Genomic DNA, 24,162 nt, shown 5'->3' with positions numbered 1-24,162 from the left:
ATCGGGCCGCGCCGCCTGTGCCAGGATCTCCTTCGCTACGCGCTGAATTCGACGGCCCCTTCCGCTTCCGACTTTCCGATGCTGCAAACAGGATAGCAGAGCGCGGCCTGTCTGGCCGATGCTCTCTATCCGCCCGCCTGGCGCGGTGCAATCAATCGTACGGAGGATGTGGGCTGGAGTCAGGCTCGTTTGCGACGCCTGAAGTCGCGCCGGCGGCCCTTCGGCGCAGGTTTCGGCGCCAGTTCGGGCATCTCGGCCTGGACCTCGCGGTAGCGCGTTAACAGCCGTTCAAAACTCGCGTGCAGGATCTCGGCGATATCGGGGCGCCGCTCGACGCCGGCCAGGATCGTCGCCGCGGCCTCGATGGTCGACAGGCCATCGCTGCGCGGCTCCTTGCGCAGGCGCCCGTAGCGCGAGGGATGCGCGGGGTTGAGGATGACGCGCTGGCATTTCAGCATCCAGGGATTGCGCCACCACAGCGCCTTGGCCTGGCTCCAGGTGCCGTCGAGCAGCACCACGCCTTCGAGCTTGCCGAGGATGGCGCGCTGCTTCTCGGCGATCTCGCCCTTGCGGTTGAGCGCGACAATCTCGCCCTCGGCCTCGAGATCGGCGGCGCGGGCCGAGCCGAGATAGAGCACGGCCCAGCGCGCGGCGTTCTCGACCGGCCGGCCAAGCGCCTTGGACAGGCTCGGCCATGACAGGCCGACGCGCACGGTGGCATCGGCAAAATGCTTCGCCAGCAAGCGCGCGGTGCCGAGCGCCCTGTCCTGCTCCTGCGGATGTTGGAGGATCAGCAGCGAGAGACGGTTCTCAATCGGCGTGACGCTGTCGCAGATGCACAGCGGCATTGGCTTCTGGCAATGCGGGCATTCGGGGATCGGCTCGGCCGGGGCTGGGTCTGTAAGGTTCGACATGACCGCCGCTATACGCTCAGCGCGGCACTTCAACAACCTATTCCGCCGGCGCAGGCAGCGGGCGTGGCTCGGAGCGGCGCCGCAGGCGGTCGATCAAGAGATAGATCACCGGCGTGGTGTACAGCGTCAGGATCTGCGAGACGAACAGGCCGCCGATGATGGTGATGCCGAGCGGACGGCGCAGCTCCGTGCCGGGACCGGTCGCGACAACAAGCGGAATGCCGGCAAACAGCGCCGCCATGGTCGTCATCAGGATCGGACGGAAGCGCGCCTGGCAGGCCTCGAAGATCGCCTCCGCCGACGACAGGCCGCGCTGACGCTCGGCATCGAGCGCGAAATCGACCATCATGATGCCGTTCTTCTTGACGATGCCGATCAAGAGGATGATGCCGACGAAGGCGATCACCGTCAGCGGCGTGTTGGTGATCTGCAAGGCCAGCAGCGCGCCGAGGCCGGCCGACGGCAGCGTCGAGATGATCGTCAGCGGATGGGCGAGACTCTCGTAGAGCACCCCCAGCACGATATACATCGCGACCAGCGCGCCGAGGATCAGGAGCGGCTGGCGGCCGCTGGTCCTGGCGAAGTCGCCGGCATTGCCGTCAAAGCTGCCGCGGATGCCCTCGGGCATATGCAGCTCCTCGACGGCGCGCTGGATGTTCTGCGTCGCGGCCTGGAGCGGCACGTTGGGCAAGAGGTTGAACGACACCGTCGTCGAGGGGAACGACTGCGAATGGTAGACCGCGAGCGCGGCGAGCCCGCGCGTTGCATGCACCACGGCCGAGAGCGGCACCTGCGCGTCATTGGCGCCGGCGACGTAGATGCGGTCGAGGTTGGACGGGTCGACCTGGAATTTCGGATCGATCTCCAGCACGACCATGTACTGGTTGCGCTGGGTGTAGATGATCGAGATCTGCCGCTGCGAGAACGCGTTGTTCAGGGCGTTGTCGATGTCCTGGACGCGGACGCCGAGTGCCGAGGCCTTTTGCCGGTCGATCGACAAGGTCAGCTGAAGTCCGCCGGGATCGCGGTCGCTGGAGATGTCGGTGATGCCTTCGACCGTTTCCATGCGCTTGGCCACGATCGGCGCCCATTTTTGCAGCAGGCCGAGATCGGTACTGCTCAGCGTGTACTGGTAGTCGGAATCGCTCTGCCGTCCGCCGGCGCGTACGTCCTGGGCGGCGAACATGAAGAGGCGGATGCCGGGCACGGGAAACAGAGCGCGCCTGAGGCGATCGATCACGACCTCGGTCGAGACGTGGTTGCGTTCCTCCGGCGGCTTCAGGCTGATGAACATGGTGCCGCGGTTCGAGGTCGCGGCGCCCGGGCCCCCTCCGCTGCCAACGGTCGAACCGATGCCGGCGACGGCCGGATCCTGCATCACGATGTCGGCGAGCCGCTGCTGCAGGCTGAGCATGGATTGGAACGAGATGTCGGCGGAGGCGCGCGTCGCGCCGATGACGAAGCCGGAATCATCGGTCGGGAAATAGCCCTTGGGCACCTTGATGTAGAGCGTCACCGTCAGCGCGATGGTGGCGAAGAACACCAGCAGCGTCAGCAGCGGAAACTCCAGCACGGTGCGCAAGGTGCGGGCGTAGAAGGCGACGATGCGCGACAGCGAGCCCTCGATCAGTCGGTCGAACAGCGTCGCGGTGCCGGAGGTGGTCTGCCGGATATAGTGGGCGCAGATCATCGGCGTCACCGTCAGCGACACCAGCGTCGAAACCAGGATCGCGAAGGTCAGAGTCAGCGAGAATTCGCGCAGGAGACGGCCGACGATGCCGTCCATGAAGATCAGCGGCGTGAACGCCGCGATCAGCGACAGGCTGATCGAAACGACCGTGAATCCGATCTGCTTTGCGCCCTCCAGCGCCGCCTGCATCGGCCGCATGCCGTGCTCGAGGTTGCGGAACATATTCTCGATCATGACGATGGCGTCGTCGACGACGAAGCCGACCGAGATCGCCAGCGCCATCAGCGACAGATTGTCGATCGAGAAGCCCGCCACCCACATGCCGGCGCAGGTGCCGGCCAGCGCCAGCGGCACCGAGATGCCGGCGGCGATCGTCGGCGTCAGCCGGCGCAGGAACACGAACACCACGACCATCACGAGGATGGCGGTCGCGAGCAGCGTCCACTGCATGTCGAGCACGCTGGCGCGGATCGTGCTGGTGCGGTCGACCAGGGTGGAGATATCGACGCCGGCCGGGATCCATTGCTTCAGCTCGGGGATCAGCGCCTTCACCCGGTCGACGGTGTCGATGACGTTGGCATCGCCCTGCTTGGTGATCTGGATCAGGACCGCCGGTTGCTTGTTGAACCAGGCGATGGAGCGGGCGTTGCGGACGGAATCCTCGATGTCGGCGACGTCGGAGAGCCGGACGAAATTTCCGTTGGAGCTCTTGATGACGATGTCGCGGAACTCCTTCGCCGTGCGCATCTGCTTGTTCAGCGACAGCGTCTCGCTCTGGCGCTCGCCGTTGAAGATGCCGACCGGGCCGAGCGGATTGGCGTTGATGATCGCGGTGCGCACGTCGTCAGTGGCGATGCCGGCGTTCGACAGCGCGACGGGATTGAGCTGCACCCGTACCGCCGGCTGGTCGGCGCCCGATACGGTCACATCGCCGACGCCGGGCACCTGCGAGATGCGCTGCGCCAGCACCGTGTCGGCGACGTCGTAGATGGCGCTGGCCGACAGCGTCTTCGAGGTCAGCGCCAGCACGAAGACGGGCGCACCGGCCGTGTTGGCTTTGCGGAAGCGCGGCAGCGTCGGCAGGTCGCTCGGCAGGTCGACCAGCGCGGCGTTGATCGCTGCCTGCACGTCGCGGGCGGCCTTGTCGATGTTGCGGCCGATGTCGAACTGGAGCTGGATGTTGGTGGTGCCGAGCGAAGAGGTCGAGGTGATCTGGTTGATGCCGGCGATCTCGCCCAGCCGCCGCTCCAGCGGCGAGGCCACCGTCGCCGCCATCACCGACGGATCGGCGCCGGGACGGCTGGCCGAGACGAAGATGGCGGGGAAATCGACGTTCGGGACCGAAGCGACCGGCAGGAACTCGTAGGCGACGACACCCAGCAGGAACAACCCGATCGAGAGCAGCGTGGTCGCGACCGGTCGGCGGATGAAGGGCTCCGAGATCGATGCCATCACTGCATCCCCTCGGTCGCGCCTGCGACCGGCGGGCCGCCGGATTCGGCCGGCGGCATCGCCTGCTCCAGGCGGCGGTTGATGCGGTCGAGCGCGAGGTAGATCACCGGCGTGGTGTAGAGCGTCAGCAGCTGGCTCAGCAGCAGGCCGCCGATGATGGAGATGCCGAGCGGGAAGCGTAGCTCGGCGCCGGTGCCGCTCTCGATCGCGAGTGGCAGCGCGCCGAACAATGCCGCCAGTGTCGTCATCATGATCGGCCGGAAGCGCAACAGGCAGGCCTGCACGATCGCTTCATTGGGCGACATCCCCTGCCCGCGCTCGGCCTCGAGCGCGAAGTCGATCATCATGATCGCGTTCTTCTTGACGATGCCCATCAACAGGATGATGCCGATCAGGCCGATCACCGAGAGGTCCTGTCCGCACAAGACCAGCGCCAGGATCGCGCCGACGCCGGCCGAGGGCAGCGTCGACAGGATCGTGATCGGATGGATGTAGCTCTCATAGAGCACGCCCAGCACGATGTAGATCGTGATGACGGCGGCGAGCAGCAGCCAGGGCTGTCCCGCGAGCGCCTTGGCGAATTCGGCGGCATCGCCGGCATAGACGCCGACGATGCTGTTGGGCATGCCGATCCGGGTCTCGATCGTCTTCACGGCTTCGACGGCATCGCCGAGCGCAGCGCCTGGCGCGAGGTTGAAGCTGAGCGACACCGCCGGGAATTGCGCCTGGTGCGAGATCGCGAGTGGCGCCGTGGTGCGCTTCAGCGTCGCCACCGCCGACAGCGGCACCTGCGCGTTGGGCGCGCCGGCGATCGCGCTCGCCGCGCCCGGCAGATACAGTTTTGACAGGATCGAGGGATCGCGCTGGTACATCGGCAGCGCCTCCAGCACCACGCGGTACTGGTTGGCCTGGCCGTAGATGGTCGAGATCTGCCTTTGTGCAAAGGCATCATTGAGCGTGTCGGTGATCGCTTGCAGGCTCACCCCAAGCTGGCCGGCACGGGTGCGGTCGACATCGAGCTGCGCCCGCAGCCCGCCCTCCTGCGCCTCCGACGAGACGTCGCGGAACAAGGGATCGCGCCGCATCTCCGTAACCAGCTTGCGCGCCCATTCCGACACCAGAGCCGCATCGGTGCCGGTCAGCGTGTACTGGTATTGCGAGCGGCTCGACTGGGTCGATATCTGCACGTCCTGCACCGGCTGGAAATAGACCGTCATGCCGGGAATGCCCGCCACCCGCTGCTTCAGCCGGTTCACGACCACGCTGACATCGTCGCGCCGCTCGCCGCGCGGCTTCAAGGTCATGACGAGCCGTCCGACATTGGTGGTCGGGTTGACCGAGCCCGCGCCGATCACCGAGACCACGCCGACCACATCAGGGTCGGCCTTGATGGCATCGGCGGCCTCGGCCTGCCGCTTCTGCATCTCCCCGAACGACACGTCCGGCCCCGCCTCCGTCACTGCCGTGATCGAGGCGGTGTCCTGGAGCGGCAAAAAGCCTTTCGGCGCGACGACATAGAGGACCAGGGTTGCGACCAGCGTCGCGAAGGTCACGACCAGCGTGGCGCGTTGGCGCTCCAGCACCCAGAGCAGCGTGCGGTGATAGAACTCGACCGTGCGGTCGATGAAGCGGCTGATCGCGGCGAGGCCTGGCACCGCGAGCTCCTCATGCGCATGCCGCAGCAGCCGCGAGCACATCATCGGCGTCAGCGTCAGCGAGACCACGGCCGAGGTCACGACCGCGATGGTCAGCGTCAGCGCGAACTCGCGGAACATGCGTCCCACCAGGCCCGACATGAACAGCAGCGGGATGAACACCGCGATCAGCGACACCGTCAGCGAAATCACGGTGAAGCCGATCTCGCTGGCGCCCTTCAGCGAGGCCTCCATCGCGCTCTCGCCGTTCTCCATGTGGCGAACGATGTTCTCGATCATGACGATGGCGTCGTCGACGACGAAGCCGGTGCCGATCGTCAGCGCCATCAGCGACAGATTGTCGAGGCTGAAGCCGGCAAAATACATGATGCCGAAGCTGGTGATCAACGACAGCGGCAGCGCGACGCCGGCGATCAGCGTCGCCCGCGGCGAGCGCAGGAACAGCAGCACCACCAGCGTCACCAGCACGACGCTGAGGATCAGCGTGAACTGCACGTCGCGCACCGAGGCGCGGATGGTGACGGTACGGTCGGAGACGATGGTGAGGTTGACGCCGGCCGGGATCGCGCGCTGCACCTTGGGGATCTCGGCGCGGATCTGGCTGACGACGTCGATGACGTTGGCGCCGGGCTGGCGCTGGATGTCGATGATGACGGCCGGGGAGCCCTGGTACCAGCCGCCGGTGCGGTCGTTCTCGAGCCCGTCGACGATCTGGGCGACGTCGGCGATCGTGACCGGCGAGCCGTTGCGGTAGGCGATGATGACGGGCTTGTAGGCGTCGGCGGCGGCGATCTGGTCGTTGGCGGCGATGATGTAGGATTGCTGCGCGCCGTCGAGCGAGCCCTTCGGGCCCGAGACGTTGGCATTTGCGATCGCGGTGCGCAGGTCTTCCATGGCGATGCCATAGGCGGCAAGCCGCGCGAGGTCGGCCTGGATGCGCACGGCCGGCTTCAGCCCGCCGAGCACGGAGACGCGCCCGACGCCGGAGATCTGGCTCAGCCGCTGCGCCAGCAGCGTGTCGGCGATGTCGCTCATCGCCCGCAGCGAGATCGTGTCCGAGCGCAGCGCCAGGGTCATCACCGGCGCATCCGCCGGGTTCACCTTGGCGTAGGTCGGCGGATAGGGCAGCGTCTTCGGCAGCACGCCGGCAGCCGCGTTGATCGCGGCCTGCACGTCCTGGGTGGCGCCGTCGATGTCGCGGTTGAGATCGAACTGGAGCGAGATCTGGCTGACGCCGAACGAGCTCGTCGAGTTCATCGCCGACAGCGACGGGATCTGGCCGAGCTGCCGCTCCAGCGGCGCCGTGATCAGCGAGGCGATCACGTCGGGACTCGCGCCCGGCAGCTGCGTCGTCACCTGCACGGTCGGGAAGTCGACCTGCGGCAAAGCCGAGACCGGCAACGCGAAATAGCCGAGTGCGCCGCCGATCAGCAGCGCGATGCCGAGCAGCGAGGTCGCGATCGGGCGGCGGATGAAGGGTTCGGAGACACCCATGGTTTATGCCTGCCGCTTCACGCGGCTGTTGTCGGGATCATGGCTGCTTGGCTCCAGCTCCGGATGAGCCCCCCGGCCCCGGCGCAGGTCCGGTCTGACCCTTCTGATCGCCTTCGCTGCTCTTGCGCTTGGCGCGGAACTCGCTGTCCTTGGCCTGTCCGTCCTTTTGACCTTCGTTCTGGCCGTTCTTGGCGCCATCCTTCTTCTGCGCCTCGCCCTGCGGCCCGCGCGAGCGCTTGCGCGGGGCGAGATCGGCTGAAGGGGTCTGGTCGTCGCGGCCGACGATGACCTTGGAGCCGTCGGACAGATTGGCGAAGCCCGTTGTGACGACCTTGTCGGTCGGCGACAGGCCGCTGGCAATCACGGCGTCATGCTCGTTCTGCTGCGTCACCGTCACCGGCTTGGCCGAGACCACATTGTCCTCGCCGATGACGTAGCTGAAGGTGCCGATCGGGCCGCGCTGCACCGCCGAGGTCGGCACCACCAGCGCCTGCATCAAGGTCTCGACCTTGAGGCGGACATTGACGAACTGGCCCGGCCAGAGCTGGTAATTGGCGTTGGGGAACTCGGCCTTGAGCCTGAGCGTGCCGGTGGTCTGGTCGACCTGATTGTCGATGCCGGTGAGCTTGCCGGTGTCGATCACGGTGACGCCGTCATTGCCGAACACGTCGACGGCGAGCGTGCCCTTTGCGGCGGCCGCATTGACGCGCATGATCTGCTGCTGCGGCAGGCTGAACCACACCGCGATCGGCTGCAACTGCGTGATCACCACGAGGCCCGTGGTGTCGGCGGCGTGGATGATGTTGCCCTGGTCGACCTGGCGCAGGCCGGCGCGGCCCGAGAGCGGCGCCACGATCTTGGTGTAGCTCAGAGTCGCCGCCGCGTTGTCGATCGCGGCCTGGTCGGCCTTGACCAGCGCCTCGGTCTGCGCGACCAGCGCGCGCTGGGTGTCGGCCTGCTGCTTGGAGCCGGCATTGGAGGCGGCGAGCTGCTCGTAGCGCGTCAGGTCGATGCGCTGGTTGGCGAGCTGGGCCTGGTCCTGCGCCTTCTTGGCGACGGCCTGGTCGTAGGTCGCCTGATAGAGCGCCGGATCGATCTCGCCGAGCACGTCACCCTTCTTGACGTCCTGGCCTTCGGTGAAGTTGACCGCGATCAGCTTGCCGTCGACCTGCGAGCGCACGGTCACGGTGTTGAGGGCACGGATCGCGCCGACGCCGTCGAGATAGACGGGCACGTCCTGGATGCGCGGGGTCGCCGCCAGCACCGGTACCGGCAAATCGGGCCGCTGGTTACGGTTGTTGGCCTGCTGCTGCTGGTGCGTGACGATCCAGCCGACATAACCGAGGCCGCCGAGGATCGCGAGCGTGATCAGGGTCATGACGAAGCCGCGGCCGCGCGACCTCTTCGCCGTGCCCTCCTTCGCGCCTTGCTTGCTATCCGGCTTAAAGAGCATTGACCGGTTTCTCCATGCGCGGCTCCCAGCCGCCGCCGAGCGCCTGATACAGGCTGACGATGGCAAGAAGCCGTGCGAGCTGGGCCTGCCACAACGCATCTTCCGCCTGAAATAGTGTCTGCTGGACATTCAGCACGGTGACGATGTCGGCAGTGCCGGCGCGCAATTGCTGCTCGGCGAGATCGAAGGCGCGCTTCGAGGAGGCAACGACATCGCGCTGCAATTGCAACTTGATCGTGGTCTGCTTGATCGAATACAGCGCGTTATCGACGTCGGTGAAGGCCTGGACGATGGTCTTGCGGTAGGTCTGGAGCAGCTCGTCCTGCCGCGCCTTGGCGAACTCGAAATTGCCGAGGATCTTGCCGCCGTCGAAGATCGGCTGCGTCGCGCTGCCGACGAGCTGGAAGAAGGCCGCATGCGGCTGGAACAGCGAGGCCAGCGCCGAGCTCTGATAGCCGCCATTGCCGGTCAATTGGATGGTTGGAAAGAATTGTGCGCGGGCATTGCCGATATTGGCGGTCGCTGAAGCGAGCTGCGCCTCCTGCCGGCGGATGTCGGGCCGCTGCGTCAGGATCTCCGATGGCAGGCCGGGCGTGACGCGCGGGATCGCGATGCTGTTCAGCGAGCCGCCGGCGATGCGCACACTCTCCGGCGGCCGCGACACCAGCACGGCGAGCGCATTTCGGTTCTGGTCCAGCGTCTGCCGCAGCGGCGGCACCAGCGCCTTCTGGTTGGCGAGAACGCTCTCCTGCTGGGCGACATCGAGGTCGGTCCCGGTGCCGGCCTTGCGGCGCTCGCGGATGGCATCGAGGATGCGCTGCGCGCTGGCGATGTTGCTCTGGGCGGTGCGTAGTCGGTCCTGCGAGGCCAGCACCTGGAAATAGGCGTTGGCGACGCTCGCCAGCGTCGTCAGCGCGACCGTGTCGCGATCGAAGCGGTTGGCGTTCGCAGTCTCTTCCGCCGTCTGCAGCGCATCGCGGTTCTGGCCCCAGAAATCGAGCTGATAGCTGGCGCTGAGCGAGGCCTGGTAGTTGACGACCTCGCGGCCGCCGATGGAGAGGCCCGAGGCGCTCGAGCCCGAGGTGCGCGAATAGGCCTCCTGCCCGGTGCCGGACAGGCTCGGCAGCAGCGCCGCACCCGCCTGCCGCGCCTGCGCATCCGCCTGGACGATGCGGGCGACGGCGGCGGCGATGTCGAGGTTGACGGTCTGCGCCTCCTCCATCAGTTGCGTGAGCTCGGCGGAGCGAAAGCCGCGCCACCAATCCAGTGACGGCGGCACATCGCCCTTGCCCGCATATTTGTACTGCGTGGGCACGTCGAGCGCGGGATCCGGGAGGTCCTGCGTCAGCACGCAAGCGCCGGAACCGGCCGCGAGGCACAGCACCGCAAGCCAGCGTGCGGCGTGCCGCATCCGGGATGCAGAGTCCGGGGACCGCCGCACGGCGATCGCAGAAACATCCTGTGTCACATCCACCCCCCGCCGGGCAGACCGAGCCGCCACCGCCGAGCCGGATTAACCGATTCGCGGCGGAACAGTCGGGGGGCGTTGGATAACTCGCTCACAGGTGATGCTTTCTCGGAACCGTGGAATTCATACTAGCCGGGTGCGGAACAGCGGGACAGTCCCGCAGGTGCGAGATGGTCGGCCAAGCCCATCGATACCGGAGCTACGAAAATGCGAGATACGCCTGTCTGGCAGAGACTTTTTGCATTTTCGAGCCACCGCAAAGCGTGCTCAAGCTTACTAAGATTTCATGTGATATTGGCGCCACACCTGCGCGGAAGCCGTTCGATCCGGCTGCACCAGCAGCAATCTGCAACATGCTGCTTTGGCTCCGTCTCAAGCGGGCATCGGCGGTTCTCGCAAGGCCATCGATGACCGCGACTGAACGCGCCGCTGCCCGCACATGTAGGTCCTCCGTCCGCCGCGCGCCATTCACTTTCCTAGGCCGCTCGTGACTTGCGTTATTTTCCATGGCCAGGCGGTGATCGAAGATATCATTTCGCCGATCTCCGGCATTGCTTTCGCGAATTTCGCCGCAGCGCAAAAGCCTTCCCCTTTGGCCTCCCAAGCACTAGGTTCTGGCCAACCAGATCAACCCCTTGCCAGTGATTTCCCCCGATATGACCACTCGAAACGACGTTGTCGAAGCCATCGGCAACACCCCGCTGATCAAGCTCAAGCGCGCCTCGGAATTGACCGGCTGCACCGTCCTCGGCAAGGCCGAGTTCATGAATCCCGGGCAGTCGGTGAAGGACCGCGCCGGCAAATGGATGATTCTGGAGGCCGAGAAGCGCGGCGAGCTCAAACCGGGCGGTCTCGTGGTGGAAGCGACCGCCGGCAACACCGGCATCGGCCTTGCGGTCGTGGCGAGCGCGCGCGGCTACCGCACGCTGATCGTGATCCCGGAAACGCAGAGCCAGGAGAAGAAGGATTTTCTGAAGCTCTGCGGCGCCGAGCTGATCGAGGTGCCGGCCCTGCCCTACGCCAATCCCAACAACTACCAGCATGTCGGCCGCAGGCTGGCCGACGAGCTGCGCAAGACCGAACCCAATGGCGTGCTGTTCGCCGACCAGTGGAACAATCTCGACAATGCCAAGGCGCATTACGAGTCCACCGGACCGGAGATCTGGGAGCAGACGAGCGGCAAGGTCGACGGCTTCGTCTGCTCGGTCGGCAGCGGCGGCACGCTCGCCGGCGTCAGCCGCTATCTGAAAGAGAAGAACAAGGATATCCGCATCGCCTGCGCCGATCCGCACGGCGCCGGCATGTACGAATACTTCAGGACCGGCGATGCCAAAGCGACGCCCGGCGGCTCGATCACCGAGGGCATCGGCCTCAACCGCGCGACCGCGATCGTCGAGACGGCGAAGGTCGATGACGCCTATCTCATTCCCGATACCGAGGCCGTCACCGTCATCTACGAGCTGCTCCAGCACGAGGGCCTCTGCCTCGGCGGCTCGACCGGCATCAACATCGCCGGCGCGGTGCGGCTCGCAAAACAGCTCGGACCCGGCAAGACCATCGTGACCGTGCTGTGCGATTCCGGCAGCCGCTATCAGTCCAAGCTGTTCAACGCGGACTTCATGCGCGCCAAGAACCTGCCCGTGCCGGAGTGGCTCGAGCAGCGCAGCAACATCAAGCCGCCGTTCGTTTAGGCCGAACCGGTTGCAGCCGCGTGTGCTAAGTGTAGCGGTCGCTGCCCGGCCAGAACAACAGCGCCAGCGTCAGCACGAGATAGACGATGCTGCCGACCACCGTGCCGGTATGCTCCTGGCCCATCGCAAGGTGCGGAAACTTCATCGCGACGACGTAGTCAACGATCATCAGCGCGATCCAGGCCGGGACCACGCAGACCGGATCCCAGCCGATATCGCGGAAGCGCATCGAGTACAGCGTGATGGTTGCCAGCGCGAAGAACACCATCGCCGCGATCATTCCCGAGCTCTTCAGGAGATCGTCGGGGCGAACATTGGCCGGGTTGACGTTGCGCAGCGCCGACGTCGCGACCGCAAAGCAGATCGCGGTCATCACGACCGCGAGCGCGAGCGTGGCGAGGAAGAACTTTAGGCGTCCCAGGCGGGTATTGAAGCCAAATACGAGGTCGAGCACAGGCGCCCCCTTTTTGCGCCATAGGCGCAGAAAGAGCTTTCGAACGGGTGAAGCGGCGGGGGCACAACCCTGAATATGGTTGCGAAGAGATTACGGACCGCAGATCAAGTTGAGCTGCTGTAGGGTGGGCAAAGCGTAGCGTGCCCACCCTACGGCAGCACGGTTTGGATCACCGCAAAATCTGGCTCAAAAACAGCTTCGTCCGCGCATGCTGCGGGGCCGCAAAAAACTCGTTCGGCGTGTTGGCCTCGATGATCTGGCCGGCGTCCATGAACACGACGCGGTTGGCGACCTCGCGGGCAAAGCCCATCTCGTGGGTGACGACCAGCATGGTCATGCCCTCCTCGGCGAGATCGACCATGGTGTCGAGCACCTCCTTGACCATCTCGGGGTCGAGCGCCGATGTCGGCTCGTCGAACAGCATCACTTTCGGATTCATGGTCAGCGCGCGGGCGATGGCGACGCGCTGCTGCTGGCCGCCGGACATCTGGCCTGGAAACTTGTTGGCCTGGTGCGGGATCTTGACCCGCTCCAGGAATTTCATCGCGGTCGCCTCGGCGTCCCTCTTAGGAATGTTGCGCACCCAGATCGGCGCCAGCGTGCAATTGTCCAGAACCGTCAGATGCGGGAACAGATTGAAGCTCTGGAACACCATGCCGACCTCACGGCGCACCGCATCGATGTGCTTGAGGTTCGGCCCGAGCTCGATGCCGTCGACGACGATCTCGCCTTCCTGGAATTCCTCCAGCGCATTGATGCAGCGGATCAGGGTCGACTTGCCCGAGCCCGAGGGCCCGCAGATCACGATGCGCTCGCCCTTTTTGACCTCGAGGTCGATGTCACGCAGCACGTGGAAGTCGCCGTACCATTTGTTCAGGCCGGAAATCTTGACGATGGGCTCGGACATGGTGACCTCGATCAGTTGCGACGGTGGGCGTTGAGACGGTGCTCGACGAAGAGCGAGTAGCGCGACATTCCAAAGCAGAACAGGAAATAGATGATACCGGCAAAGGCAAAGCCGGTGAACAAGGTCGACGGCGTCGACCACTTCGGGTCCGCGAACGAGGCGCGCAGCGACCCCAGCAAATCGAACAGCGCGACGATGGAGACCAGCGAGGTATCCTTGAACAGCGAGATGAAGCTGTTGACGAGGTTCGGGATGACGTGGCGCAGCGCCTGCGGCAGCACGATCAGCGACGTCGTCTTCCACCAGGACAGCCCGAGCGCCGCCGCCGCCTCGCCCTGCCCGCGCGGGATCGCGGCGAGGCCCCCGCGGACGTTCTCGGCCTGATAGGCGCCCGTGAACAGCGCAATCCCGATCAGCGCGCGGACGAGCCCGTCGACCGTGAAATTGCCCGGCAGGAACAGCGGCAGCATGTAGGTTGCGAAGAACAGCACCGTGATCAGCGGCACGCCGCGCCAGAATTCGATGAAGGCGATCGAGAATATCCGGATCAGCGGAATGCTGGAGCGGCGGCCGAGCGCCAGCGCAATGCCGATCGGCAATGACGTGACGATGCCGGCGACGGAGACCACCAGCGTCACGAGAAGACCGCCCCAGAGTCGCGTCTGCACGACCGCCAGTCCGCCGTGATCAAGCCCCATCAGCTTGATCACGATGGCGATGGCGATGAAAGTCGCGATGCTCCATGCCAGGGGGCGCCATCCCGTGCGCACGCCGCCGCCGAGGACAAAGGCGATCAGCGCGACGACGGCCGTGGTGATCGCAAAATCGGTCCAGACCGATTGGCCCGAGCCCTCGAGCTGGTCGCGCAGCCAGGTCAGGGGAAAGATCAGCCAGAAGATTGCCTTGCCGACCAGCAGGATGAGGTTGCCGACGACCCACAACAGCGGGGCGATGGCCGAGGTCTTGCTGAGACTGAGCAGGACCTGCCCGGCGCCGATGATGCTGTCGTCGAACAATTGCAGCAGGCCCGCCGTCCAGCTCACGCCGAAGCCCGAGATGCCGCCGCCATGCAGCAGGAAGAACGCGACGACGGGAAAGGCGAAGAAGAACAGGCTGGCGTTCACCCCCTTCGCGGGCAGGCGCGGAACGAGCATTGGCACCAGCAGGACCGCCGCCAGGGCGAATGTGAGGTTGACGCGCCAGCGCTCGGCCTCGGGATAGAAGCCATAGATTAATTGCGGCAGCTTGGCCTGGATGTAGGGCCAGCAGGCGCCGACCGCGAACCCCGCGTTCTCGGTCAGGCACGCCGCACGGTCACTGCCGGTCCAGACCGCGTCGACGAACAGGAACCGGACTGACGGAACGATGGTGAACCAGAGCAGCAAGGCGCTGACGATGGTGATCAGGATGTTGGTCGGCGAGTTGAGCAGGCGCGTGCGCACGAGGCCAATGAAGCCCGTCGTCTTCACCGGCGCAGGACGCTCGGTGAGCAGATCCTGCCGGACATAGGCGGATGAGGTGATGTCGGTCATGCGCCGAGGCTCCGGCTGACGCGCCAACCGTAGACGCTCATGATCGCGCTGGTGAGCAGCGAGATCAGAAGATAGACGCCCATCGTCATGGCGATGATCTCGATCGCCTGCCCGGTCTGGCTCAGCGACGTGCCGGCCCATACCGAGACGAGATCAGGATAGCCGATCGCCACCGCAAGCGAGGAATTTTTGGTGAGATTGAGATACTGGTTGGTCAGGGGCGGCACTATGACGCGCATCGCCTGCGGCACGACGATCAGCCGCAGCGTGGCGCCGCGGCTGAGGCCGAGCGAGGACCCCGCCTCCATCTGCCCCTTGTGCACGGACAGGATTCCGGCACGCACGATCTCGGCAATGAAGGCGGCGGTATAGGTCGACAGCGCCAGCGTCAGTGCCACGAACTCCGGAATGATGCGCGAGCCGCCGGCGAAATTGAAGCCCTTGAGCTGCGGCAGCTCGACGGTGAAAGGCAAACCGAACACCAGTATGGTGGCGAGCGGCAGGCCGAACAGCAGGACCAGCACAGAGGGCCAGATGCGGATGACCTGCCCGCGCTGGAACAGCGCGCTCCGCGCATGGATGCGCAAGGCCAGCGACGCCACGATGCCGAGGGCCAATACCGCCAGGAACGGCACCAGGCCGCTTCCGCCGATAGGTGATGGAATGACGAGGCCACGATTGCTAATGAAGGCGATGCCGAGCAGCGAAATGCTTTGCCTGGGATTGGGCAGCGCGGCGAGCACCGCCAGGTACCAGAACAGGATCTGGAACAGCAGCGGCAGGTTCCGGATGATCTCGACGTAGATCTCGCCGACGCGCGACAAGAGCCAGTTCGGCGACAGCCGGCACAGTGCGACGATGAAGCCGATCACGGTGGAGAAGAAAATGCCGACCACCGAGACCACGAGCGTGTTCAGGAGCCCGACCACGAACACGCGCAGGAACGTGTCCGAGCCGGTGTAGGAGATCAGGGTCTGGTTGACGTCGAAGCCGGCATTGTTGCGCAGGAAGCCGAAGCCGGCGGCGATGTGCTGGTTCTCGAGGTTGGCGCGGGTGTTGGAGACGATCTCGTAGCCAATCCAGCCCAGGATCGCCGCGAAGGCAAACTGGACGGCGACGCCGTTCCAGCCTGCCTTGCCGCCCAGAATGCGCCTGATCTTCAGCGCGATCTGGGCCGGCGGTTTTCGAGCCTCGGTGCTCATCGCCGCGGATCAGGCGGGATCAGCGGATCGGCGGCGCGTACTGGAGACCCCCCTTGTTCCAGAGATTGTTGAGACCGCGATTGATGGCGAGCGGCGAGCCCGAGCCGACATTGCGGTCGAACACCTCGCCGTAATTGCCGACCGCCTTCACGATCCGGACCACCCAGTCCTTGGTGAGGCCGAGCTGTTCGCCGAAATTGCCGTCGGTGCCGAGCACGCGCTTCAGCTCCGGATTTTCCATCTTGGCCTTCTCGTCGACGTTCTTCGAGGTGATGCCGAGCTCTTCGGCGGTGACCATCGCGAACAGCGTCCACTTCACGATGTCAAACCACTGGTCGTCGCCGTGGCGCACCATCGGGCCGAGCGGCTCCTTCGAGATGATCTCGGGGAGCACCATGTGGTCGTTGGGATTGGCGAGCTTGAGGCGGTTGGCGTAGAGGCCCGACTGGTCGGTGGTGAAGACGTCGCAGCGGCCGGCCTCATAGGCCTTGACCGTCTCGTCATTGGTGCCGAACGCGATCACCTCGTACTTCATGTTGTTGGCCTTGAAGTAGTCGGCCAAATTCTGTTCGGTGGTGGTGCCGGTCTGCACGCAGACCGAGGCGCTGTTCAGTTCCAACGCGGAATTCACTTTGAGCGACTTCTTCACCATGAAGCCCTGCCCGTCATAATAGGTCACGCCGGTGAAGTTGGCGCCGAGCGAGGTGTCGCGCGAGATGGTCCAGGTGGTGTTGCGCGAGAGCACGTCGATCTCGCCGGATTGCAGTGCCGTGAAGCGATCCTTGGCGGACAGCGGCACGTACTTGACCTTGGTCGGATCGTTGAAGATGGCGGCGGCGACGGCGCGGCAGAGGTCGACGTCGAGCCCGGTCCAGTTGCCCTTGTCGTCGGGCGAGGAGAAGCCCGGCAGGCCCTGGCTGACGCCGCAGGACAGCGTGCCCCGGTCCTTGACGGTCTTGAGCGTTTGCGCACCGGCAGTCTGGGCAGTCAGGCCGGCGGCGAGAGCGAGAGTGAGAGCCAGGGTTACGCGTTTCATGGGCTGAAGGCCTTTCAAGGTCGTCTCAATGAACGTTGTCTCAGGATCGTCTCTGCCAGGACTAGGCGTCGCAGCACTAGCCTTGCAAGAGTCATGCTGGAAAACCTTGCCGAACACCCGCCGATCCCGAGAGGCCATAACCTAATCCCCGCCGCTTGCGCCCGCCTTTGTGGCTGTGGCGCAAGGTCCGGTCAGACGATGGATCGAAGGTCGCGGCTGCCCCTCAACATGCGGCGACTGAATAGCACCTGCGCATAGGAGAGCGGCTGACGGGCCGGGTCAAGGGGTTGACGGGACTCTTCTGTGTTCTGTTATTAACGACAGCGGCCTTTCGGCCAGCCTGCGGGCGCGACGCGCGCCAGCGGAAACGCTTTTTTGAAAGCAGACGCATGGATTCCTCGCATCCCCTTCAGCAGCAGGCCGAGACCCGCCTGGTGACCTCCGGCCGCGACACCAAGGCGCAGAAGGGCTTCGTCAATCCGCCGGTGTTCCACGGCTCGACCGTGCTCTATCCGACCGCCGAGGACCTGCACGCCCATCGCGGCGAGTTCACCTATGGCCGCCACGGCTCCCCCACCACCAAGGCGTTCCAGGAGACGCTGATGGCGCTGGAGGGGCCGCAATGTGCCGGCGTCGGCATCGTGCCGTCAGGACTGTCGGCAATCTCCACCACCCTGCTCTCGGTGCTGAAGGCCGGCGACCACATCCTGGTCTGCGACAACGTCTATCGACCCTCGCGCAATTTCTGCAACGGCATGCTCACCCGCTATGGCATCGAGACCACCTATTTCGATCCGCTGATCGGCGCCGGCATCGAAAAGCTGTTCAAGCCGAACACGCGCGCGGTGCTGGTCGAGGCGCCTGGTTCGCAATCGTTCGAGATGCCGGACATCCGCACCATCGCCGAGGTCGCGCATGCCAAGGGCGCGCTTGTCATCGACGACAACACCTGGGCGACGCCGCTCTATCACCGCTCGCTCGAACAGGGCGTCGACATCAGCATGCAGGCGGCCACCAAATATATCGGCGGCCATTCCGACATCATGTTCGGCACCATCTCGGCCAATGCCAAGGCCTGGCCGATAGTAGCGGAAGGAATCCGCCTGCTCGGCGTCTGCGCCGGTCCTGATGACGTCTTCCTCGCGCTGCGCGGCCTGCGCACGCTGTCGGTGCGGCTGGCGCAGCATCATCGTTCAGGCCTCGAGATGGCGCGCTGGCTCGCTGATCGGCCTGAAGTCGCGCGCGTGCTACATCCGGGGCTGGAGACCGATCCCGGTCACGCGATCTGGAAGCGCGACTTCACCGGCGCCTCGGGCCTGTTCAGCATCGTCTTGAAGCCGGCGCCGCAGAAGGCCGTCGACACCATGCTCAACACGCTCAAGCTGTTCGGCATGGGTTTTTCGTGGGGCGGCTTCGAGAGCCTCGCGATTCCGTTCGACTGCAACGACTATCGCACCGCGACCAAGTGGGCGCCGGGCGGCCCGACTCTCCGTCTGCATATCGGGCTCGAAAGCACCGACGACCTCAAGGCCGATCTCGATCGCGGCTTTGCTGCCCTCAAAGCGGCAATGTGAGTCTGAGCAAAAGGCAGCGCGCCGCGGACGCGCCAAGGCGCGCCGCGACGGGAACGAGCAACCCACGCAGGCGTTAACGCCGATGAGCCAACAAATGGTTTGAACCTCAAGCATTTGGCGCTAGCCTCACCAATCGACTCTCAATCCGGACAGGGAGAATGGGAACGTTGGTTCTGCTCGATCTGATGGGCGGCGTTGCTCTGCTGCTGTGGGGCCTGCACATGGTCCACAGCGGCATTTTGCGCGCGTTCGGCCCGGACCTGCGGCGGCTGCTCGGCAAGGCGCTTGGCAACCGCTTCAAGGCGTTTGCGGCCGGCCTCGGCCTCACCGCGCTGCTCCAGAGCAGCACGGCGACTGCGCTGATCACCAGTTCATTCGCCGCCGAAGGCCTCGTCAGCCTCGCGGCCGCGCTCGCCATCATGCTCGGAGCCAATGTCGGCACGACGCTGATCGTGCAGGTGCTCTCGTTCAATATCGCGGCGGCCGCACCGGTGTTGTTCGTGCTGGGGCTCGTCGCCTTTCGCTCGGGCCCGCGCTCGCGGATCAAGGACATCGGCCGCGTCTGCATCGGCCTCGGCTTGATGCTGCTGTCGCTGCATATCCTGCTCGATACGCTGGCGCCGGCGGAGAACGCGCCCGGCATGCGCATCATGATGTCGGCCATCACGGGCGATCCCGTCCTCTGCATCGTCATCGCCGCACTCATCACCTGGGCGGTGCATTCGAGCGTCGCCAGCGTGCTCTTGATCATGTCGCTCGCCTATTCGCAGTTCATCACGCCTGACGCGGCGCTCGCGCTGGTGCTCGGAGCCAATCTCGGCAGTGCCATCAATCCCGTGTTCGAAGGGGCAAGGCGCGACGATCCCGCGAGTTACCGCCTGCCGGTCGGCAATCTCGTCAATCGCATCGCCGGAATCGCACTCGTCCTGCCGTTCCTGAACGTGATCGCCGGCTACATGCACGCCTGGCAGCCTGATCTCGCCAAAATGACGGCAGCGTTCCATATCGCCTTCAACGCGGGTACGGCCGTCATCTTCATCGGGCTGCTCGACACCATGTCGCGCGCCCTGACCCGGCTCTTGCCCGATCGCATCCAGGAGGCCGACCCGGCCCGGCCGCGCTATCTGGACGAGAGCGCGCTGGAGACGCCGTCACTGGCCCTCGCCGACGCCGCCCGCGAAACCCTGCGCATGGGCGACCTCGTCGAGGTCATGCTGCGCAAGGTGATGACGGCGATGATGACGGGCGACCGGGCGCTGGTCGACCAGGTGACGAAGACCGACAATGCCGTCGACGGCCTCGACGAGGCGATCAAGCTCTACGTGACGAAACTGACGCGGGGCAGCCTCGACGAGAGCGAGGGCCGGCGCGCGATGGAGATCATCTCCTTCGCCATCAACCTCGAGCATATCGGCGACATCATCGACAAGAATTTGAGCGAGCTTGCCACCAAGAAGATCAAGCGACGCCTGCAATTCTCGGCCGAGGGCGCCGAGGAGCTCGCCGCCTTCCACAAGCGCACGATGGACTCGCTGCGGATCGCCTTCGGCGTGTTCATGTCGGGTGACGCCAACGAGGCGCGCAAGCTGCTGGTGGAGAAGACCACGCTCAGGAACACCGAGCTCGCCGCCGTCGAGCGCCATCTCGACCGCCTGCGCGAAGGGCGCCCCGAGACCATCGAGACCACCTCGCTGCATCTGGACGTTCTGCGCGATCTGCGCCGCATCCATTCGCATATCTGCTCGGTCGCCTATCCCGTGCTGGAGGCGGCCGGCGAGCCCTATCGCCGGACCGAGACAGAGGCCACCGCCCTGCCCGCCTCAGGCGCGGCTTCGGCGTTGCCGCGCTAGGACCTTGGACCAGACACCGGGATCAGCGATCCAGCGTCTTGGACGCGCGACCGCGGTTCTTGATGATCAGCATGATGTTGCGGATATAGATGATGGTCGCCAGCGCCTGGCCGAGGATGATCACCGGCTCGCGCTTCACGACGCCATAGACCAGCGTCATCAAGCCGCCGCCCATGGAGCAGAACCAGAACGCCATCGGCACCACGCTGTTGCCGGCGCGCTCGCTCGCGATCCACTGCACCAGGAAGCGCGCGGTGAAGAACAGCTGCGCGACGAGGCCGAACGCCAGCCAGAAGTCGAACTTGGCGACGAAGACGTCGTAGAGATAATTGCTCAGCGCCTGACCGTATTGAATGATCATGCGTTCACCTCAGTCACATCTGGTGTCGGCTTCTTGCGGCGGATCAGCCACCACACGCCGGCGAGATCCATGATGCCGATCCACAGCCGGTCGAAGAAACCATAGTTTGACACGCCGGAATGGCGCGGCCGGTCGATCACGTCGACATAGGCAATATCAAAGCCCTCGCGGCGGACCAGCGCCGGCAGGAAGCGATGCAGCCCGTCGAAATAGGGCATCATCAGGAAGATATCGCGCCGGAACGCCTTCAGCCCGCAGCCGGTATCGCGCGTGCCGTCCTTGAGGATCGAATTGCGGACGCCATTGGCGACGCGCGACTGGAGTTTCTTGAAACCGGTGTCCTTGCGGCCGACGCGTTGTCCCGCGGCGAGCCCGACCTTGCTGTCCTTCTCGACCGCGGCGATCAGGTCCGGCAGGAACGCCGGGTTGTTCTGGCCGTCGCCGTCGAGCGTCGCCACGATCTGCCCGCGCGCCGCGCGCACGCCGCTGCGCACCGCCGCCGACTGGCCGCCCGACCTGGCGTGGCGGAGCTGCCGCAGATTGTCCCGCTGCTTCATCATCGCCATCAGGCGCTCGCCGGTGGCGTCCGTCGAGCCGTCGTTGACGTAGATGATCTCGTAGGCCCAGCGGCCATCGAGCGCCGCACCGATCTCGGCGATCAGCGGCGCGATGTTGTCGGCTTCGTTGCGCACGGGAACGACGATGGAAACCGAAGGCTGGGACGTCGACAAAGGAGGCTCGTGGTTGGAATGGGCCTGCCCTCAAGGAACCGGCGGTCCCAGGAAGCAGCCGCTTTTATGGGGCGGATGCCCCGCGGGCAACCCTTTTGAGACGGCCCGAATCTGCCCCCGGAAGAGGCACAATGGTGCCGTCGGCCCGGATGGCAAAGGCGAGCCTGCGGGCTGCGAACCAGTAGCGGACCGCCATGGCGCCGACCATGCCCAGCAGGGCGCCCGCCGTGACGTCGCTCGGGTGGTGCGCGAGCAGCACGAGACGCGTCAGCAGGATCACGATTGCGTAAGTGAACATGAACACGCGCAACCGCGGCCACAGCGCCGAGACCGCGAACGCCAGCGCAAATGCCGTGATCGCATGCCCGGACGGCAGGCTGGCATGAGCCCCCGTTCCCTCGAACGGGACGAAATTGAACGGATTGGCCGCGCCACCGACGAACGGGCGCCCCCGGCCGATGATGTATTTCAGAATCTCGCCGGCGAACACGGACAGAGCTACAGACAGAAACAGGTACTGGAGCCGCGTGCCAAAGCCGAGCAGCAGCGCGCGGCGTGTGCCGTGAAGCCCGGCCGCAACGAGCGCCACGACCACGAGCGCAGCCCCGAGCACCGAGAGCACATACTCGTCCTTGCCGAAATCGGTCAGGATGCTGATCGGCCACAGGCTTGGCGTGCCGCGCGCCGGCATCAGCAGGATCTCGGTCCGGTCGAACGCGACCATCAGCACGACGATCAAGGCCGCGCCCACTGCGCTCAGCCACAGCGAATGTCGCGCCAGCTTGCGCGCGGCAGCAGCACGGCGCGAATGCGAGGGTGTTCGCACGAGCTGCGCCAGCGCGCGCCCGGACACGGCGAGCAATTGCGCCGGATAGCCCGCACGCGGCGCGATGTCGGTCGTCCCAGGCATCCTACTCGGTGCCTTCCGAGCGGAAGATCGAGATCGAGATCGGCCGCCCTTGCGAGAAATTATAGCCGTCGATGCGTGCACCGACCTTGTAGCGCAGCCCGATCGCCTCGGCGCGCTGCACGAAGCTGCGTTCCGAGCGCTGTTCGATCAGCGCGAAGCGGCAGCTCCCCTGCCGCAGGAAATCCGCCGCGCCAGAACCGTCGGTGAGCAGCGTCTGCGTACCCGTGAGGAACACGAGGCTCGGCTCGTGATAACCGGCAGCCGCCGCCTTCGGCCCGACGCAGCTGACGTTGCGCAGCGCGCGCGCCACCTCGATGCTTGGAAACAGCGGTGTCAGCGACGGCAGCACGATGCCCCAGACCACGACCGCCAGCATCAGGGCGGCGACCAGTGCATTCAGCACCGAGCGCTCGGCGCGGTTGCTGTCGAACAGCCACCAGGCGAACAGGCCGAAGATCAGCGAGGCCGCGATGAACGGCCAGGCGACGAAGGCCGGCTGCCGCGTCAGCATGACCGCGCCGACCACCGCGATGATCGAGGCCGCCGCAGGGATCGCGAACCACCAGGCCGAGCCGCGCGCGAGCCACGAGCGCGACAGCACGTTCCGCTCCAGCGCGCCGACGGTGAGGATCGCGATCGCCGGATAGAGCGGCAGCACGTAATGCGGCAGCTTGGTCAGCACCGCCTCGAACACGATCCAGGACGGGATCAGCCAGGCCAGCAGGAACTGCGCGCCGGGCTCGCGCCGCGCCCGCCACACCGCAGGCGCCGCCATCGCCGCGAGTGGCGCGCCCGGCCAGAACGTGATCCAGAACAGCGCGAGGTAGAGCCCGGGCGGTGCGCCATGGGATTCCTGGGCGCCGATCTTGCTCAGCATGTCGCCGCCGACGGAGTCCGCAAAGAAGGCATCGCCCGCGCGCCAGAAGATCGCGATGAACCAGGGCAGCACCAGCACCAGCATCCACATCAGTCCCCAGACCGGACGCAGCTTCCACAGCCAGGAGGCATCGCGGTCCAAAATCGCCAGCGCGACGATGGTCAGGCCGGCGAACATCAGGATCAGCGGACCCTTGATCAGGATGCCGACCGCGAGCGCGGTCCAGAAGATTGCGGGCCAACTCCACGGCGGACGGGTCTCGTCCTCGGCGCGCTGCCAGGACAGATAGGCGCGAGACATCGCGCCCATCGCGGCGGTCACGCAGAACAGCAGCATCGCGTCGGTCTTTGCGAGCCGAGCCTCGACGCCGAGCAGCACGGAGGCGCACATCAACAGCGCAGCAAGCACCGCAGCGCGCCGCGTCACGAAGCCGAGCGCGGCCCAATAGGTCATGAGCACCGCGCCGATCGCGCCCAGCAGCGAAGGAATGCGGTAGACCCAGATCCGCAACTCGGCCTTCGGCAGCTTGAGCGCCGTGGCAGCTTCAACCGCCGCCGATTGCAACCAATAGATGCCGACCGGCTTCTTGTAGCGGACGTCCTCCTGGAAGCGGATGTCGACATAGTCGCCGCTCTCGACCATCTGCTTGGTCGCTTGCGCAAAGCGCGCCTCGTCGCGATCGACCGGCGGGATGGTGAAGAAGCCAGGCAGGAACAACAGCAGCGCGCACAGCACCAGGAAGCCGGCCGCGCGAGCATGGCTGGACGTGACGACGTCGAGCAGCGACACCAGCCGGCTGCCCGGATTTACGGGCGTTTTCGGCTCGCGGGGCGCTCCAAAACGGGGAGTTGGGTAGGTCTCGGCCATTGGTTCCGCTTACGCTGAAACCGCCATCGCCACAACCGCTTAAG

General features: G+C 65.6%; 17 protein-coding genes. 3 read left to right on the top strand and 14 right to left on the bottom strand.

The annotated features are described in order from the left end of the window. Nucleotides 1-179: 179 nt before the first annotated feature. Genes WN72_RS24480 through WN72_RS24460 form a run of 5 tightly spaced genes read right to left on the bottom strand, consistent with a single transcriptional unit; the run spans nt 180 to nt 10,132 of the window. Nucleotides 180-914 carry a tRNA-uridine aminocarboxypropyltransferase gene (locus tag WN72_RS24480; RefSeq protein ID WP_092217229.1) on the bottom strand — a complete coding sequence of 245 codons (735 nt, stop codon included), beginning with the start codon at nt 912-914 and terminating at the stop codon, nt 180-182. Nucleotides 915-951: 37 nt separating this feature from the next. After that, nucleotides 952-4,056, bottom strand: a complete 3,105-nt coding sequence (locus WN72_RS24475) for an efflux RND transporter permease subunit (protein WP_092217228.1) — start codon at nt 4,054-4,056, stop codon at nt 952-954. Beyond that, nucleotides 4,056-7,205, bottom strand: coding sequence for an efflux RND transporter permease subunit (locus tag WN72_RS24470; RefSeq protein WP_092217227.1), 3,150 nt, complete (start codon nt 7,203-7,205; stop codon nt 4,056-4,058). Before WN72_RS24470 ends, WN72_RS24475 begins: the two co-directional genes overlap by 1 nt. A gap of 37 nt (nt 7,206-7,242) precedes the next feature. Then, nucleotides 7,243-8,658, bottom strand: coding sequence for an efflux RND transporter periplasmic adaptor subunit (locus WN72_RS24465; protein ID WP_092217226.1), 1,416 nt, complete (start codon nt 8,656-8,658; stop codon nt 7,243-7,245). Next, nucleotides 8,648-10,132, bottom strand: coding sequence for an efflux transporter outer membrane subunit (locus WN72_RS24460; RefSeq protein WP_027558005.1), 1,485 nt, complete (start codon nt 10,130-10,132; stop codon nt 8,648-8,650). The genes WN72_RS24465 and WN72_RS24460 overlap by 11 nt, the downstream gene beginning before the upstream one ends. A 650-nt stretch (nt 10,133-10,782) precedes the next feature. On the opposite strand from WN72_RS24460, the gene WN72_RS24455 reads away from it, so the two are divergent. Next, a complete protein-coding gene (locus WN72_RS24455; RefSeq protein ID WP_092217225.1) occupies nt 10,783-11,817 on the top strand; it encodes a cysteine synthase A in 1,035 nt (344 codons plus the stop codon). A gap of 25 nt (nt 11,818-11,842) precedes the next feature. On the opposite strand, the gene WN72_RS24450 is transcribed toward WN72_RS24455, so the two are convergent. From WN72_RS24450 to WN72_RS24430, 5 genes are all read right to left on the bottom strand, one after another. Beyond that, nucleotides 11,843-12,271, bottom strand: coding sequence for a DUF805 domain-containing protein (locus WN72_RS24450; protein WP_051377898.1), 429 nt, complete (start codon nt 12,269-12,271; stop codon nt 11,843-11,845). 169 nt (nt 12,272-12,440) lie between these two features. Next, on the bottom strand, nt 12,441-13,178 hold the full coding sequence (locus tag WN72_RS24445; protein ID WP_027558003.1) for an amino acid ABC transporter ATP-binding protein: 738 nt from the start codon (nt 13,176-13,178) through the stop codon (nt 12,441-12,443). 11 nt (nt 13,179-13,189) lie between these two features. Beyond that, the gene (locus tag WN72_RS24440; protein WP_092217303.1) at nt 13,190-14,710 is read right to left on the bottom strand and encodes an amino acid ABC transporter permease; all 1,521 of its coding nucleotides are present in this window, start codon (nt 14,708-14,710) and stop codon (nt 13,190-13,192) included. Continuing rightward, a complete protein-coding gene (locus tag WN72_RS24435) occupies nt 14,707-15,912 on the bottom strand; it encodes an amino acid ABC transporter permease (protein ID WP_092217224.1) in 1,206 nt (401 codons plus the stop codon). Before WN72_RS24435 ends, WN72_RS24440 begins: the two co-directional genes overlap by 4 nt. 19 nt (nt 15,913-15,931) lie before the next feature. Beyond that, nucleotides 15,932-16,948, bottom strand: coding sequence for an amino acid ABC transporter substrate-binding protein (locus tag WN72_RS24430; protein WP_092217223.1), 1,017 nt, complete (start codon nt 16,946-16,948; stop codon nt 15,932-15,934). A 389-nt stretch (nt 16,949-17,337) separates the two neighbouring features. Here WN72_RS24430 and metC point away from each other — a divergent pair, with 389 nt between their 5' ends. Together metC and WN72_RS24420 are read left to right on the top strand one after the other, a co-directional pair. Next, the gene (gene metC, locus WN72_RS24425) at nt 17,338-18,522 is read left to right on the top strand and encodes a cystathionine beta-lyase (RefSeq protein ID WP_092217222.1); all 1,185 of its coding nucleotides are present in this window, start codon (nt 17,338-17,340) and stop codon (nt 18,520-18,522) included. A gap of 158 nt (nt 18,523-18,680) precedes the next feature. Further along, nucleotides 18,681-20,372 carry a Na/Pi cotransporter family protein gene (locus tag WN72_RS24420; protein WP_092217221.1) on the top strand — a complete coding sequence of 564 codons (1,692 nt, stop codon included), beginning with the start codon at nt 18,681-18,683 and terminating at the stop codon, nt 20,370-20,372. Nucleotides 20,373-20,394: 22 nt separating this feature from the next. Here WN72_RS24420 and WN72_RS24415 read toward each other — a convergent pair whose 3' ends face one another. The 4 genes from WN72_RS24415 to WN72_RS24400 all read right to left on the bottom strand — a co-directional run bounded on the left by WN72_RS24415 (nt 20,395) and on the right by WN72_RS24400 (nt 24,118). Next, nucleotides 20,395-20,733, bottom strand: coding sequence for a lipid-A-disaccharide synthase N-terminal domain-containing protein (locus tag WN72_RS24415; RefSeq protein ID WP_092217220.1), 339 nt, complete (start codon nt 20,731-20,733; stop codon nt 20,395-20,397). Further along, nucleotides 20,730-21,464 (bottom strand): glycosyltransferase family 2 protein, encoded by a 735-nt coding sequence (locus WN72_RS24410; protein ID WP_027557996.1) that lies wholly within the window; start codon nt 21,462-21,464, stop codon nt 20,730-20,732. Before WN72_RS24410 ends, WN72_RS24415 begins: the two co-directional genes overlap by 4 nt. A 64-nt stretch (nt 21,465-21,528) precedes the next feature. Beyond that, nucleotides 21,529-22,374, bottom strand: a complete 846-nt coding sequence (locus tag WN72_RS24405; protein WP_092217219.1) for a phosphatase PAP2 family protein — start codon at nt 22,372-22,374, stop codon at nt 21,529-21,531. A 1-nt stretch (nt 22,375) separates the two neighbouring features. Further along, complete coding sequence (locus tag WN72_RS24400) at nt 22,376-24,118, bottom strand: ArnT family glycosyltransferase (protein WP_092217218.1); 1,743 nt, start codon at nt 24,116-24,118, stop codon at nt 22,376-22,378. Between the last annotated feature and the right edge of the window lie 44 nt (nt 24,119-24,162).

The sequence above is a fragment of the Bradyrhizobium arachidis genome (assembly GCF_015291705.1).
GTDB classification, from domain to species: Bacteria; Pseudomonadota; Alphaproteobacteria; order Rhizobiales; family Xanthobacteraceae; genus Bradyrhizobium; species Bradyrhizobium arachidis.
The sequence above is the reverse complement of the archived record's forward strand: the minus strand, read 5'-3'. Positions and strand labels throughout refer to the sequence as shown.

Coding starts and splice junctions, on each gene's coding strand:
- WN72_RS24420 (WP_092217221.1), top strand. CDS start 18,681: ATGGGAACGTTGGTTCTGCTCGATCTGATGGGCGGCGTTGCTCTGCTG.
- WN72_RS24470 (WP_092217227.1), bottom strand. CDS start 7,205: ATGGGTGTCTCCGAACCCTTCATCCGCCGCCCGATCGCGACCTCGCTG.
- WN72_RS24415 (WP_092217220.1), bottom strand. CDS start 20,733: ATGATCATTCAATACGGTCAGGCGCTGAGCAATTATCTCTACGACGTC.
- WN72_RS24400 (WP_092217218.1), bottom strand. CDS start 24,118: ATGGCCGAGACCTACCCAACTCCCCGTTTTGGAGCGCCCCGCGAGCCG.
- metC (WP_092217222.1), top strand. CDS start 17,338: ATGGATTCCTCGCATCCCCTTCAGCAGCAGGCCGAGACCCGCCTGGTG.
- WN72_RS24455 (WP_092217225.1), top strand. CDS start 10,783: ATGACCACTCGAAACGACGTTGTCGAAGCCATCGGCAACACCCCGCTG.
- WN72_RS24440 (WP_092217303.1), bottom strand. CDS start 14,710: ATGACCGACATCACCTCATCCGCCTATGTCCGGCAGGATCTGCTCACC.
- WN72_RS24475 (WP_092217228.1), bottom strand. CDS start 4,056: ATGGCATCGATCTCGGAGCCCTTCATCCGCCGACCGGTCGCGACCACG.
- WN72_RS24435 (WP_092217224.1), bottom strand. CDS start 15,912: ATGAGCACCGAGGCTCGAAAACCGCCGGCCCAGATCGCGCTGAAGATC.
- WN72_RS24430 (WP_092217223.1), bottom strand. CDS start 16,948: ATGAAACGCGTAACCCTGGCTCTCACTCTCGCTCTCGCCGCCGGCCTG.
- WN72_RS24465 (WP_092217226.1), bottom strand. CDS start 8,658: ATGCTCTTTAAGCCGGATAGCAAGCAAGGCGCGAAGGAGGGCACGGCG.
- WN72_RS24405 (WP_092217219.1), bottom strand. CDS start 22,374: ATGCCTGGGACGACCGACATCGCGCCGCGTGCGGGCTATCCGGCGCAA.
- WN72_RS24480 (WP_092217229.1), bottom strand. CDS start 914: ATGTCGAACCTTACAGACCCAGCCCCGGCCGAGCCGATCCCCGAATGC.
- WN72_RS24445 (WP_027558003.1), bottom strand. CDS start 13,178: ATGTCCGAGCCCATCGTCAAGATTTCCGGCCTGAACAAATGGTACGGC.